Here is a 13,861-nt window from a genome sequence, read left to right as displayed (position 1 = left end):
ATCTAGGGGTGGAAAGTTGAGAAAGGAAGAAAGGACACCCACGGCCCGGCCGGCGCGGCGCGGCCGCAGTGCGGCGGGCGCGGAGCACAACTGCGCCGATGCATGACGGGCAGGTGGCGCGGGATCGTGACCTGCCGTAAGCTGGATCAGAAAATGTGCGGCAGGCGGTGGTGAGGGCTGGCGACAGGCCCCGTTCGACGTACATATGGCAGATGAGGCGCGGTCCGGATGCGGCGACATTCCGGCGGGCGCGCCTTTCCCGAGGCAACAGGCGCGGCGGCATGGATCGCGGCGCCGCAAGGCATGGCGAAACGCAGTGCTCGATATCTATACGATCATCTTCCTGGCCCTGGCCGTATTCATCTTCGTGCGGCTGCGCAGCGTGCTGGGCCAGCGCACCGGCCGCGAACGCCCGCCGTATGATCCCTATTCCCGCGACACCGCCCGGCCGCCGCAGCCCACCGGTGACAATGTCGTGAGCTTGCCCGAGCGCAACACCACCACCCCGGGCGCTCCGCCGGCCGCCGAAGCGGAGGAGGAAGAGGCGCCCAAGTACCGCTGGGAGGGTGTCGCGCCGGAAGGCAGCGCCATGGCCGCCACCCTGGACGAGATCGCCCGCCAGGAGCCGGATTTCGACGCCAAGCATTTCCTGTCCGGCAGCAAGGCCGCCTATGAGATGATCGTCACCGCCTTCGCCAATGGGGACCGGCGGACCTTGAAGGATCTCCTCTCCAAGGAGGTCTACGACAGCTTTGTCGCCGCCATCGCCGATCGTGAGAGCCGGGGCGAGAGCATGGAGAGCCGTTTCGTGGCCATCTCCAAGGCCGAGCTGGAGAACGCGGTGATGGAGGGGCGGACCGCCCGGCTGACCGTGCATTTCGTGTCGCAGCTGGTGAGCGTGACGCGCGGGCGCGACGGCAGCGTGGTGGATGGCAGCCCCGATACGGTGGCCGACGTGACCGATGTGTGGACCTTCGCCCGCGATCTCGGCTCCCGCGATCCCAACTGGAAGCTGGTGCAGACCGGCACATCGGCCTAAGGGCATCCGTGTGAGGGGGCGCCGGTGGTGCGCGACCTGTCGCAGGGCCTGTTCCGCGGGGGCCCATGCTCCGAGAATGGGGCGTCCCCTCGCCGTTTGAGCTGCTGGCGGGCGGGCGGGCGGTGGCGCATGGCCGGCGCCACGCTTCTGCTGGCGCTGGGATTGAACGGCGCGATGCCGCACGCCGGGGCGGCCGCGTCCCGGCTGGAGCCGCCTGGAGCTGCCGTGCCCCCGCTCACCCTGCTGCCCCCGCTCACTCTGCTGCCGCCGCCGGTCCTTCCCGGTGCCGATCTCGCGCCGCTGGATTTCGCCACGGTGCCGGGCTGGGCGGACGACGACCTGGCTGCGGCCTTCCTGACCTTCCGCGACAGCTGCGCGGCCCTGCGTCCCGGCGCCGGGTCGAATGCGTCCCCTGGTCTGCGCGCAGGCCTGCGCCACGCCTGTGCGGCGGCTGCGGCGCTGGGCGTGGCGGCGCCCACCGGGCGTGTGGCGCGGCTGTTCTTCGAGGCCAATTTCCAGCCCTATGAGGTGCGTCCGGACGGCCGCCAGGGGGGCTTCTTCACGGGCTATTACGAACCCGAGGTGGAAGGCGCGCTGCGCCCCGGCGCTGGCTTCGACGTGCCGGTCTACGCCCGGCCCGACGACCTGGTGATGGCCGCCGGGCCCACCGCCAACGGCGGCGCGGCATGGCGGCAGGATGGGGCGCGCCGGGTGCCCTATTACGATCGTGCCGAGATCGAGGATGGCGCTCTCGCCGGGCGCGGCCTGGAGATCGTCTATCTACGGGATCCCATCGACCTGTTCTTCATGCAGATCCAGGGCTCCGCCCGGGTGCGGCTGCCGGATGGGACGGTGCTGCGGCTCAATTACGATGGCTACAATGGCTTTCCCTATACCCCGGTCGGCCGGCTGCTGATCGCCCGCGGGCTGGTGCCCAAAGACGAGATGTCCATGGATCGCATCCGCGCCTTCATGGAGCAGGATCCCGAGGCGGGCCGGCTGCTGCGTCGGGAAAACCGCGCCTTCGTCTTCTTCAAGGCCGTGCCCCTGTCCGGCGCCGAAGGTCCCCTGGGCGCGCAGGGCCTGCCACTGACCGCCGGGCGCTCGCTCGCGGTGGACCGCAGGCTGCATGTCTATGGCACGCCGGTGTTCGTGGCCGCCGACCTGCCGCTGACCGGCCCCGGCGTGCTGGAGCCGTTCCGGCGGCTGATGATCGCGCAGGATACGGGATCGGCCATCGTCGGCCCGGCCCGGGCGGACCTCTATCTGGGGGCCGGCCCGGAGGCGGGGGCGGTGGCCGGCCGGCTGCGCCATCCCGGCCGCTTCATCATGCTGGCACCGCGCTTTGCGACCGATGACAGGCAGGAGCCGAAAGCACCATGAGCCGGCGTCCCCGCCGCCGCATTCTGAGCGCCGAGGAGCGGGCGCTGTGGGCGCATGTGGTGCAGGCCGTGACACCGCTGCGCCCGGCCCCCGCCGCGGAGCCGGGCCCGCCGGCCGAGGGGCCGTTGCCGTCGCTCGCGGAACCGCCGGCGCCACGGGAGGCCCAGGCCGCGCCGCTGCGTCCGGCGGCGCCACCAAAAGCCGCGTTACCGCTGGCGCCGCTGGATCCCAAGGCCCGGCGACGCCTCGGGCGGGGGGCGGAGGTGGATGCCCGCCTCGATCTGCACGGCCTGACCCAGGCTGCCGCCCACCACCGCCTGCGCCTGTTCCTGAAAGATGCGCAGGCGCTCGGCCATGCGGTGGTGCTGGTGATCACCGGCAAGGGCGATCCGGAGCGGCTGGGCGCCGCGCCGTTCGGTGAAGGGCGCGGCGTGCTGCGCCGGGCGGTGCCGCTGTGGCTGGCGGAGCCGGATCTGCGCGCGGTGGTGCTGGGCTTCGAGGCCGCCAGCCGCCGGCATGGCGGGGAGGGCGCCCTCTACGTGCGCATCCGCCGCCGGCGCGGGGCCCTTTAGGGGCCGGTCACGCCGGGACGCGCCTTCAAGGCCGATGGACCGCGATGGCGCTGCGGTGCGTCGCCGGCGCGCGCCAGGGGGCTATCGCAGCCGGGAGGCGGGCATGCGGAAGGTGCGGCCCTCGCCCAGCAGATGCACCTCGAAATCGTCCGCTGCGAACAGGTCGGCAATGGCCGGCATCCGCACGTCGAGGCCGCCGGTGAAGGCGCCAAAGGCGGGCAGGATCAGGCGCGCGCCATTGGTGACGAAACAGCGCCGCCGCACGCTGCCGCCCCGCACGCCGACGCGGGCGGCGGGGTGCAGGTGCCCGCAGACTTCCCCCACGGCCGGCCCGGGGCTGGGCTCGTGCCGCAGCTGCAGCGGGCCGAGCGCGAGGGTGTCCACGCACAGGCCGCCCAGACCATGGGGGGCGGGATCATGATTGCCGGCAATCCAGATCAGATCGCAGCCGCGGGCGAGCTGGCGGAGGGTGTCGCGGGCCGCGGGCGCCAGCCGTTCATCCGCCCAGCGGTCGTGCAGGCTGTCGCCCAGGGCCACCACCGCGCGGGGCCGGTGCTGCTCCACCAGCCGGGCGAGGCGGGCGAGGGTTTCGGCGGTGTCGAACGGCGGCAGCATCTGGCCGCGCCGGGCGAAGGCCGAGGCCTTCTCCAGATGCATGTCGGCCACCACCAGCAGCCGCTCCTCCACCCACAGCGCCGCCCCCAAAGGGTCGAGCACCAGCTCCGCGCCGGCGAGAGCGATGGTGGTGACAGGCGATTCGGCAGCGGCGAGCATGGGCGGATTGTGCATGGGCGAGCGGTGCAGGGACAGTGCGGCGGGGCGGGGCGGGGGGGTGGGGATGGCCCTCACAGGAAGCTCTGCGGGTCCACGTCGATCACCACCTTGATGTTGCCGGTGGGCTTGGGGGCCAGCGCGCGCCATTCGCGCAGATAGGCGGAAAGGTCGGTGCCGCGGGGCGAGCGCACCAGCAGGCGCCAGCGGTGGCGGGCGCGCAGCACCGCCAGCGGCGCTTCCGCCGGGCCGAGGATGCGCACATCGGGCCGGATCGGCGCGCAGGCGATGAGGCGTCGGGCGAAGCCCTCCGCCACATGGGCCTCGCTGGCGGAAATGATGAGCCCCGCCATGCGGCCGAACGGCGGCAATTGGGCGCCCTCCCGGGCGGCGATCTCGCTGTCGTAGAAGGCTTCGCGGTCGCCGGTGACCAGCGCCTTCATCACCGGATGCTCGGGCATGTGGGTCTGGATGAAGCCGCGCCCCTCGGTCTTGCCGCGTCCGGCGCGGCCGGCCACCTGGTGCACCAGTTGGAAGGTGCGCTCGGCGGCGCGGGGATCGCCCTGGCCGAGGCCGACGTCCGCATCCACCACCCCCACCAGGGCAAGGCCCGGGAAATTGTGGCCCTTGGCCACCAATTGGGTGCCCACCACCACATCCACCTCGCCCTTCGCCACCGCATCGAGCTCGGCGCGCATGCGCTCCACTCCGCCCAACAGGTCGGAGGAGAGCACCAGGGTGCGGGCCGTGGGAAACAGCGCCTGAACCTCCTCCTGCAACCGTTCCACGCCGGGGCCCACCGCCACCAGGCTGTCTTTGGCGCCGCACTTGGGGCATTCCTCCGGCACCGGCGCCTGATAGCCGCAATGGTGGCAGGTAAGGCGGCGGCGGAAGCGGTGCTCCACCAGCCAGGCGGTGCAGGAGGGGCAGCGCATGCGGTGGCCGCAGGCGTTGCACAGGGTCAGCGGGGCATAGCCGCGCCGGTTGAGGAACAACAGCGCCTGCCCGCCCGCCTCCAGGGTGGTGTTGATCTCTTGTTCCAGCCGCGGGGCGATCCAGCGCCCGCGCGGCGGGCCTTCCCGCCGCAGGTCGATGGGGGTGAGGCCGGGCACCTTGGCGCCGCCGAACCGCACCGGCAGGGCGAGCCGGCTATAGCGGCCGCGCCGGGCGTTCACCTCGGTCTCGATGGAGGGGGTGGCGGAGGCGAGCACAATGGGGGTGGCGCACAGGCGCGCCCGCACCACCGCCATGTCGCGGGCGTGGTAGCACACCCCGTCATCCTGCTTGTAGGCGGGGTCGTGCTCCTCATCCACCACCATCAGGCCGAGGTTCTGGAACGGCAGGAACAGGGCCGAGCGGGCGCCCGCCACCACTTTCACCTCGCCGGAGGCGACGCCGTTCAGGATTTTCGCCCGCCGGCGTGCCGAGACGCCGGAATGCCATTCCGCCGGCTTCACCCCGAAACGGGATGTGAAACGATCCAGGAAGGCCTGGGTGAGGGCGATTTCCGGCAGCAGGATCAAGGCTTGCCGCCCGTCCCGCACCGCCTGGGCCACCGCCTCGAAATAGACTTCCGTCTTGCCCGAGCCGGTGACGCCATCCAGCAGGAACACCTTGAAGGCATGGGCCGCCACCGCCGCCTTCAGGGTCTCGGCCGCCCCGCCCTGCACCTCGGAGAGGGGCATGGCGGCATGGTCCGGGTCCGGCGGATAGGCCGCCGGTTCCGGTGGCAGCACCAGGGATTCCAGGGCGCCGTCGTCGATCAGCCCATCCACCACGGACGGCGACACGCCGGCCTCCCGCGCCGCCTCGCTCTTGCCGCGGATGAAGCCGTCGGAGACGAAGGCGAGCAGACGGGCGCGGGCGGCGGTCATGCGCTCGGGCGTGCGGCCGGTGGCGCGCACCCCCACCCGCTCCCGGCCGGGGCCGGGGCTTTCTCCGTGGCGCAGGGCCATGCGCAGCACCATGCCGCGCGGCGCCAGGGTGTAATCGGCCATCCAGTCGATGAGCTTCAGGAGATCCGGCGGCAGCGGCGCGAAATCGAGCCGGGTCTTCACCGCCTTCAGCTTCCTGATGTCGAGGGGCTTGCTTTCCGCCGCCGGATCGCGTGGCCACACGCAGCCCATCACGCTCTTGGTGCCGAGGGGCACGTTCACGAGATCCCCCGGATGGAGGCGCATGCCCTCGGGCCGGAGGTAGGAATAGGGGGTGTCCAGGCCGAGCGGCAGCAGGACATCGACGGTGGGCAGGGCCGGCGGCGGGAAGGGCGGCGACATGCCGGTGTTTTGGGCCGGCCGGCGGCAAAGGTCAAAGGGCGGGGTGATCGCGAGCGGCCCGCGGGCGATGGCGCCACGGCGGGTTGCCACGTCGTGGCCGTCCCCGGTGACGCCAGCGCCGCCCCATGCCACGCCTCATGCCCCGCCCCATGCCCCGCGCCGGGGCCCATTGAGCGATGATGAATCGCAATGCGGCTGGTGGTGTGGAGCGGTAGACGTAAGGGAAGGAGCGACATCATGAGCAATCCCGACGCCCGCCTGCTGGCGGCCCGCCGCATCGACCCCAACGATCCCCGCCCGCCTCTCGTGCAGGCCCTGCGCATCGGCCTTTATGACGAATGGCATGCGCTGGCGGTTTATGACGCGGTGATCCGCCGGTTCGGCCCGGTTCGGCCGTTCGCCAATATCGTCCATTCCGAAGCGGCCCATGCCCAGGCGCTGCAGCGCCTGTGCGCGCGCCATGGGGTGCCCTTGCCGGTCAACGACTGGGCGGGGAAGGTGGTGTTGCCCGCCACCCTTGCCGAATGCTGCGCCGCCGGCGTCGCCGACGAGATCGAAAATGTGGCCATGTATGAGAACTTCCTCTCGTACCCCATGCCCGCGGACGCGGTGGTGGTTTTCAACGCGCTGAAAACCGCTTCCGGTGAGCGCCATCTGCCCGCCTTCCAGCGCTGTCTTGCCCGCCGCGGCGTGGGCGGTGGTCGGGGCCGGGGGCAGCCCTTCGCAGCTGCGACGCCGGGCCGGGACCGCCCGGCGTCGGGCGCGCCGTCATCCGGCGTGCCGGTGGCTCTGGCGCTGGCAGGGGTCGTGGCGCTGGGGCTTGGAGCGCTGTCGCTGCTCGCCGGGCGACACCGCCGCGGCGCCTGAGGCGATGGGGTGCCTGGTTCCGCCGGGCCCCGTTCTTTGGGTGTCCCCCTTGCGTTCCTTCAAGCGCCCGTCTACCTCCTGGCCATGAAATTCCTCGATCAAGCCAAGGTCTATGTGCGCTCGGGCGACGGCGGTGCCGGCTGCGTCTCGTTTCGGCGCGAGAAGTTCATCGAATTCGGTGGCCCCGACGGCGGCGACGGCGGCCGCGGTGGCGACGTGTGGATCGAGTGCGTCGACGGCCTCAACACCCTGATCGATTATCGCTACCAGCAGCATTTCAAGGCCAAGAAGGGCGATCACGGCAAGGGCGCCAACCGCACCGGCGCCAGGGGCGCCGATATTGTGCTGAAGGTGCCGGCTGGCACCCAGATCCTCGATGAGGACGAGGAGACGGTACTCGCCGACCTCACCGAGGTGGGCCAGAAGATCAAGCTGCTGGAAGGCGGCAACGGCGGCTTCGGCAACGCCCAGTTCAAGACCTCCACCAACCAGGCCCCGCGCCGCGCCAATCCCGGCCTCGAGGGCCAGGAGCGGTGGATCTGGCTGCGCCTGAAGCTGATCGCCGACGCCGGCCTGGTGGGCCTGCCCAATGCGGGCAAATCCACCTTTCTCGCCGCCACCACGGCGGCCAAGCCGAAGATCGCCGATTATCCCTTCACCACCCTGCATCCTGGCCTCGGCGTGGTGCGGGTGGACGGGCGCGAGTTCGTGCTCGCCGACATCCCCGGCCTCATCGAAGGGGCGCATGAAGGGGTGGGCATCGGCGACCGGTTCCTCGGCCATGTGGAGCGCTGCCGCGCCCTTTTGCATCTGGTGGATGGCACCAGCGAGCATGCCGGCAAGGCCTATAAGACCGTGCGTGCCGAGCTCGCCGCGTATGGCAACGGGCTCGATGAAAAGCCGGAGATCGTCGCCTTGTCCAAGGTGGACGCGCTCTCGCCCGAACTGCTGAAGCAGCAGAAGGAGCGGCTGAAGCGCGCCGCCAAGAAGACGCCGCTGCTGCTCTCCGCCCAGTCGGGCCAGGGGGTGCAGGAGGCGCTGCGGGCCCTGCTCGGCATCGTCGAAGAGGCACGGGTGGAGGAGAAGGAAGAAGAGCCACGGCCCGAATGGCGGCCGTGAGGCTCTGGTCTCGGCCCGCGCGCCGGGCTTGAATTCCGGCGATGGCATGGCCTATGCCGTCGCCCGGGCGCATGCCGCGCCTTTCCCGTTTGGGGACGCTTCCTCCCGCATTTCGGGCCCGGTGCCCGGATCGCGCATTCTCGGTCTTTGAACCCATGACCTCCCTGGTCCCCGCCAATCCGCCCGCCCTCACCGACTTCCACCGCATCGTCATCAAGGTGGGGTCCGCCCTCTTGGTGGATCGCGACCGGGGCCGGGTGCGGCTGCCGTGGCTGGTGTCTCTGGTGGAGGATATCGGCACCCTGCACCGGCGCGGCTGCGACGTGATGGTGGTGTCGTCCGGCGCCATCGCCTTGGGGCGCACGGTGCTGCATCTGCCGGCCGGGCCGCTGAAGCTGGAGGACAGCCAGGCCGCCGCCGCGGTGGGGCAGATCGCCCTCGCCCGCACCTGGGCCGAGGCCCTCGGCCATGAGGACATCAACGCCGGCCAGGTGCTGCTGACCCTGGGCGACACCGAGGAGCGCCGCCGCTACCTCAACGCCCGCTCCACTTTGGCGCGGCTGATGGACCTCAAAGCGGTGCCGATCATCAACGAGAACGACACGGTGGCCACCTCCGAGATCCGCTATGGCGACAATGATCGCCTCGCGGCCCGGGTCGCCACCATGGCCAGCGCCGATCTGCTGGTGCTGCTTTCCGACATCGACGGCCTCTATACCGCTCCGCCGGCCAAGGACCCCAACGCCGCCCATATTCCGGTGGTGCCGCGCATCACCGCCGAGATCGAGGCCATGGCCGGGGCGGCGGGCTCGGAACTGTCGCGCGGCGGCATGCGTACCAAGGTCGAGGCGGGCAAGATCGCCACCGCCGCCGGCACCCACATGGTGATCGCCTCCGGCCATGTGAAGAATCCGCTCCGCCGCATCCGCGAGGGCGGGCGCTGCACCTGGTTCCTCACCTCCGCCAATCCCGTGCGGGCGCGCAAGAGCTGGATCGCCGGCGCCCTGGAGCCCCATGGCACCCTCTATCTGGACGAGGGCGCGGTGGCGGCTCTGCGTCGCGGCGCCAGCCTGCTGCCGGCGGGGGTGAAGCGGGTGGAGGGGGAATTCCAGCGCGGCGATGCGGTGCTGCTGCGCGGGCCCGATGGGGCCGAGGTGGGTCGGGGGCTGGTGGCCTATGATTCCCACGACGCGGGTCGCATCATGGGCCGGCCCACCGCCGAGATCGAGGCGCTGCTGGGCATCACCGGGCGCTCGGAAATGGTGCATCGGGACGACATGGCGCTCGGCGTGGAGTGAGCGCGCGCATCACACCCGAGCCTTATAGCGGCGCGTCACAGCCGCGCGATCGCGGCTCGAATTCCTCTCAACGGCACCATATTAACGCTTCTCGACCGAGCATCTGTCGTATTTCCCCAGGAGCGTGCTAAAGAACACGCTCTGTTGCCTCTCTCGGGCCACACTTCACAGGGCCGGGGGCGGTGTCGTTCCTGATCGTGAGTTTCGCCATGGCTATCGCCTCTGCCGCCCGCCTGACCGTTCCCGCTGCCGCGGAGCGCGCGGTGCCGCCGGCCGATCTCGCCGCGGCCATGCTGGCCATGGGCAAGCGGGCGCGCGCCGCCGCGCGTGTTCTCGCCCTCGCTGATGCGGACACCAAGACCAACGCGCTGAAAGCCGCCGCCGACGCGGTGCGGGCAGCGACCGCCGACATTCTCGCCGCCAACGCGCGGGATGTGGCCCGCGCCCAGGCGGAAGGGGTGAGCGGCTCGTTCCTCGATCGGCTCTCCCTCACCCCTGCGCGCATCGAGGCCATGGCCGAGGGCATCGAGGCGGTGGCGGGCCTGGCCGATCCCGTCGGCAAGGTGACCGAGCGCTGGGAGCGGCCCAACGGCATGCTCATCGAGCGGGTGCGCACGCCGCTGGGGGTGATCGGGGTGATCTATGAAAGCCGGCCCAATGTGACCGCCGATGCCGCCGCGCTCTGCCTGCGCTCCGGCAATGCGGTGATCCTGCGCGGCGGCTCCGACAGCCTGGCCTCCTCGGGGGCCATCCATCGGGCGTTTGTCGCTGGCCTTGTGTCGGCGGGCCTGCCGGCCGATACGGTGCAGTTCGTCGACACCTCCGATCGGGCGGCGGTGGGCCTCATGCTCGGCGGCCTGGAGGGCACGGTCGACGTGATCGTGCCGCGTGGCGGCAAGAGCCTGGTGGCCCGGGTGCAGAGCGATGCGCGGGTGCCGGTGTTCTCCCATCTGGACGGCATCGTCCATGTGTTCATCGACAAGGCGGCCGACCTCGACATGGCCAAGACCGTGGTGCTGAACGCCAAGATGCGCCGCACCGGCATCTGCGGCGCCGCCGAGACGCTGCTGGTGGACAAGGCGGTGGCGGCCACGCACCTCAAGCCGCTGGTGGAGATGCTGATCGACGCCGGCTGCGAGATTCGCGGCGATGCCGCCGTGCAGGCGGTGGACGGCCGGGTGCGGCCGGCCAAGGATGCGGATTGGGATACGGAATATCTCGACGCGATCCTGGCGGTGAAGGTGGTGGACGGGCTCGATGAGGCCATCCAGCATATTGAGCAGCACGGCTCGCACCACACCGACTGCATCGTCACCCAGGACCAGGCGGCGGCCGACCGCTTCCTGGCGGAGGTGGATTCGGCCATTGTCCTGCACAATGCCTCCACCCAGTTCGCGGATGGCGGGGAGTTCGGCTTCGGCGCCGAGATTGGCATTGCCACCGGGCGCATGCATGCCCGCGGGCCGGTGGGGGCGGAGCAATTGACCTCCTTCAAGTATCGCATCCACGGTTCGGGCCAGACACGCCCGTGAGCTGCGAAGGGGCCCACGTGGCGCGTCTCTCCTCCGTCCTTCCCGTGGTGAGCGCGCGCGACGCGCGACGGATTCCGCTGGCCGCCCCCGGCCTGCGGGTCGGCCTGTTCGGCGGCAGCTTCAACCCCGCCCATGCCGCCCACCGGGCCGCCAGCCTTCTGGCCATGAATCGGTTGCGGCTGGATCGGGTGTGGTGGCTGGTCACGCCCGGCAACCCGCTGAAGAACAACAAGGATCTGCCTACTCTGGAAGAGCGGGTGGCGTTCACCCGGCGGCTCGCGCACCATCCGCGAATCGATGTGACCGGGTGCGAGGACGCCCTCGGGGTGCGCTACACCTATGAGACCGTCAAAACACTCACCTCGCGCATGCCGCAGGTGCGGTTCGTGTGGATCATGGGCGCCGACAATCTGGTGCAGTTCAACCGCTGGCAGCGCTGGCGGGGCATTGTAGATCTGGTGCCGTTCGCGGTGGTCGACCGGCTCGGCAACAGCCTCACGGCCACCGCCTCGCCCGCCGCCCAGGCACTGGAGCGCTACCGCATCAATGAAGCGGATGCCGCCCATCTGGCGGACCTTAAACCCCCCGCCTGGGTGTTTCTGCACGGGCTGAAATCCTCATTGTCTTCAACGGGAATCCGCGCTGCACGGGCCCGCCTCGATGCGATGCACAAGGGCTGAGCCCCAGCGGACCCTTGAAAATTCGTTGAATTTGCTACATTCTGATGCTCGCGCCCCCGGCAATTGGCCGGCCGCGCCTGCAACTCGAGAGGATATGGACCCCTGTCCACGATGGCTTCGGCCCACACGGCTCCGGCCCCTGCGGCACTTCTGGCAACCGACCAGATGACGGCTGACCAGACGACCCCGCCCGCCACGATCTCCAAGCCGCTGCCTGAGGCGGAGGAGATCCTCACCCTCGTCAAGGCCCAGCTGGACGACGACAAGTCCGAGGACATCGTCTCCATCGACCTGCGCGGCAAGACCTCCATCGCCGATTTCATGGTGATCGCCTCCGGCCGCTCGCAGCGGCATGTGGGCGCCATCGCCGAGCACCTCATCGAGGCGCTCAAGGCGGCGGGGATCAAGCACGTGCGCGTCGAAGGCCAGCCCGCCTGCGACTGGGTGCTGATCGACGCCAATGACGTCATCATCCACGTGTTCCAGCCCGAAGTCCGCGCCTTCTACAACATCGAGAAGATGTGGTCGGGAACGCCGCGGTCCTGATCGCGGTCTTGATCGTGATGGCACATGGCTCGGGCTCGCGGCTTCACGCGCCCCCGGCGCGTGGTCCGCTGCGGGCGGCGCCGCGCGCAGCTGGGAGTTGAGGCTTCATGCGCCTCATCCTGGCCTGTGTGGGCCGGCTGAAGGCCGGTGCCGAGCGCGATCTGGTGGCGCGCTATGTGGAACGCGCCCGCGCCGCCGGGCGCGCCCTTGGCTTCACCGCCGTCGACATGCACGAAATCTCCGAATCCTCGGCCCGACGGGCGGAGGATCGCATGGCGGAGGAGGGGGCCGCGCTGCTGGCGGCGATTCCCGCCGGCGCCGTGCTGGTGGCGCTCGATCCCCGGGGCCGCAATCTCACCAGCGAGGACATCTCCGCTCGCCTCGGCGCGTGGCGTGACGGCGGCCGCCCGGCGGTGGCGCTGGTGATTGGCGGTGCCGATGGACTCAGCCCCCAGGTTCGGGACAAGGCGGAGGTGCTGCTGGCCTTCGGCGCGGCCACCTTTCCCCATCAATTGGTACGGGTGATGCTGGCCGAGCAGGTCTATCGGGCTGTCACGATTCTGGCCGGCCACCCCTATCATCGCGCCTGAGCGGTGATCGGGCCGCGGCGATTTTGCTCGCGAGGCCAGCACCAGAGCGGCTTTGAAGGGTGCAATTGGGCCCGCTCCATTGACATCCGCGTCGCCGCCTTCTATCACGCCGGCTCCATTCAACAACCAAGTGTCGACGAGCCGCGCGGCACGCGCGCCGCGGTCGGCCCGAAGGCGAGTGTCATGAAGATCCGTAATTCCCTGAAGTCGCTGCTCACCCGTCACCGGGACAACCGCCTGGTGCGCCGCAAGGGCCGCGTCTACATCATCAACAAGACCCAGAAGCGCTACAAGGCCCGCCAGGGCTGAGCCTGTGCTGCCGACGTTCCGGCGCCATCGCCGGAACGTGATGGCGATCGCGGCCACCGCGCCGCGACGCTGTTGACGCCGCCCCATCGGCGGCGGACACTTGCGCCATGAGTGCATCGACGCCGTCCCGCTCCCGCCGCTCCGGCGAACGCTTCGCCTTTTGCCCCGCTCCTGGCGGGCGGTTCCTGCGGCTGTTTCAGGCGGCGGCGCTCGGTCTGGTCCTTGGCGTGGCCAGTCTTGTTTCCCCAGCTCTCGCCCAATCGCGCGGTGATCGCGCGCCGCAGGCCGGTGACGCACCGGAGGCGGGGCCGGCGGATACGCCCGCCAACGCCGCCGAGACCCGGCGGGGTGGTCCAGCTGCCCCCAAGGATCGCCGGACGCAGCTCGAAGGTCTGTTTGCCGCCCTGAAGGCGGCGCCCGATGCGCGCAGCGCGCAGGCCATCGCCAGCCGGCTGGATCAGATCTTCAACAGCAATGACAGCACGGCCATCGACATCCTGATGGCACGCGCCACGGTGGCGCAGCAGGCCAAGCAGCCTGATCTCGCGCTGAAGATCCTCGGCCAGGTGCTGGAAATCGCGCCCGATGATCTGGGCGCCAGAACCAAGCGGGTCACCATCTATTACCAGCGCGATGATTATGGCGCGGCCCTGGCGGACATCCGCGAGGTGCTGGCGCGGGAGCCCCGTCATTTCGAGATGCTGTATGGGCTGGCGCTGATTCTGCGCGATCTCGGCGAGGAACCGCGGGCGCTCACGGCGGTGCGGCAGGCGCTGGCGGTCAATCCCCATCTGGAAGGGGCCAAGGACATGGAAGCGCAATTGACGCTGACCGTGGAAGGCCGCCCCATCTGAACGCGGCCCGTCTCAGATCGGTGAC

General features: G+C 70.4%; 14 protein-coding genes. 12 read left to right on the top strand and 2 right to left on the bottom strand.

The window, feature by feature from the left end; translation table 11 throughout:
- Positions 1 to 316 precede the first annotated feature (316 nt).
- From MEU52_RS07590 to MEU52_RS07580, 3 genes are all read left to right on the top strand, one after another.
- On the top strand, positions 317 to 1,039 hold the full coding sequence (locus MEU52_RS07590) for a Tim44/TimA family putative adaptor protein (RefSeq protein WP_238120562.1): 723 nt from the start codon (positions 317 to 319) through the stop codon (positions 1,037 to 1,039).
- A gap of 225 nt (positions 1,040 to 1,264) precedes the next feature.
- Positions 1,265 to 2,422, top strand: coding sequence for a murein transglycosylase A (mltA, locus tag MEU52_RS07585; RefSeq protein ID WP_238120563.1), 1,158 nt, complete (start codon positions 1,265 to 1,267; stop codon positions 2,420 to 2,422).
- Positions 2,419 to 2,994, top strand: a complete 576-nt coding sequence (locus MEU52_RS07580; protein ID WP_238120564.1) for a Smr/MutS family protein — start codon at positions 2,419 to 2,421, stop codon at positions 2,992 to 2,994. Before mltA ends, MEU52_RS07580 begins: the two co-directional genes overlap by 4 nt.
- Positions 2,995 to 3,075: 81 nt before the next feature.
- Here MEU52_RS07580 and pdeM read toward each other — a convergent pair whose 3' ends face one another.
- Together pdeM and MEU52_RS07570 are read right to left on the bottom strand one after the other, a co-directional pair.
- The gene (gene pdeM, locus MEU52_RS07575) at positions 3,076 to 3,768 is read right to left on the bottom strand and encodes a ligase-associated DNA damage response endonuclease PdeM (protein ID WP_238120894.1); all 693 of its coding nucleotides are present in this window, start codon (positions 3,766 to 3,768) and stop codon (positions 3,076 to 3,078) included.
- 71 nt (positions 3,769 to 3,839) lie between these two features.
- On the bottom strand, positions 3,840 to 6,041 hold the full coding sequence (locus MEU52_RS07570; RefSeq protein WP_238120565.1) for a primosomal protein N': 2,202 nt from the start codon (positions 6,039 to 6,041) through the stop codon (positions 3,840 to 3,842).
- A gap of 237 nt (positions 6,042 to 6,278) precedes the next feature.
- On the opposite strand from MEU52_RS07570, the gene MEU52_RS07565 reads away from it, so the two are divergent.
- The 9 genes from MEU52_RS07565 to MEU52_RS07525 all read left to right on the top strand — a co-directional run bounded on the left by MEU52_RS07565 (position 6,279) and on the right by MEU52_RS07525 (position 13,836).
- On the top strand, positions 6,279 to 6,908 hold the full coding sequence (locus MEU52_RS07565) for a ferritin-like domain-containing protein (RefSeq protein ID WP_238120566.1): 630 nt from the start codon (positions 6,279 to 6,281) through the stop codon (positions 6,906 to 6,908).
- A gap of 84 nt (positions 6,909 to 6,992) precedes the next feature.
- Positions 6,993 to 8,027 (top strand): GTPase ObgE, encoded by a 1,035-nt coding sequence (gene obgE / locus MEU52_RS07560; protein WP_238120567.1) that lies wholly within the window; start codon positions 6,993 to 6,995, stop codon positions 8,025 to 8,027.
- A 155-nt stretch (positions 8,028 to 8,182) separates the two neighbouring features.
- The gene (gene proB / locus MEU52_RS07555; protein ID WP_238120568.1) at positions 8,183 to 9,325 is read left to right on the top strand and encodes a glutamate 5-kinase; all 1,143 of its coding nucleotides are present in this window, start codon (positions 8,183 to 8,185) and stop codon (positions 9,323 to 9,325) included.
- Between the two features lie 290 nt (positions 9,326 to 9,615).
- Entirely contained in the window at positions 9,616 to 10,857 is a 1,242-nt protein-coding gene (locus MEU52_RS07550; protein ID WP_238120895.1) for a glutamate-5-semialdehyde dehydrogenase, read from the top strand.
- A gap of 17 nt (positions 10,858 to 10,874) precedes the next feature.
- Entirely contained in the window at positions 10,875 to 11,537 is a 663-nt protein-coding gene (locus MEU52_RS07545) for a nicotinate-nucleotide adenylyltransferase (RefSeq protein ID WP_238120569.1), read from the top strand.
- Between the two features lie 165 nt (positions 11,538 to 11,702).
- Complete coding sequence (gene rsfS, locus MEU52_RS07540; RefSeq protein ID WP_238120570.1) at positions 11,703 to 12,083, top strand: ribosome silencing factor; 381 nt, start codon at positions 11,703 to 11,705, stop codon at positions 12,081 to 12,083.
- Between the two features lie 107 nt (positions 12,084 to 12,190).
- Entirely contained in the window at positions 12,191 to 12,673 is a 483-nt protein-coding gene (gene rlmH / locus MEU52_RS07535) for a 23S rRNA (pseudouridine(1915)-N(3))-methyltransferase RlmH (protein ID WP_238120571.1), read from the top strand.
- A gap of 183 nt (positions 12,674 to 12,856) precedes the next feature.
- Positions 12,857 to 12,982, top strand: a complete 126-nt coding sequence (ykgO, locus tag MEU52_RS07530) for a type B 50S ribosomal protein L36 (protein WP_238120572.1) — start codon at positions 12,857 to 12,859, stop codon at positions 12,980 to 12,982.
- A gap of 107 nt (positions 12,983 to 13,089) precedes the next feature.
- Positions 13,090 to 13,836 carry a tetratricopeptide repeat protein gene (locus tag MEU52_RS07525; RefSeq protein ID WP_238120573.1) on the top strand — a complete coding sequence of 249 codons (747 nt, stop codon included), beginning with the start codon at positions 13,090 to 13,092 and terminating at the stop codon, positions 13,834 to 13,836.
- The last annotated feature ends 25 nt before the right edge of the window (positions 13,837 to 13,861 follow it).

This window comes from Xanthobacter sp. NM-25, from assembly GCF_022138605.1.
GTDB lineage: Bacteria > Pseudomonadota > Alphaproteobacteria > Rhizobiales > Xanthobacteraceae > Xanthobacter.
The sequence above is the reverse complement of the archived record's forward strand: the minus strand, read 5'-3'. Positions and strand labels throughout refer to the sequence as shown.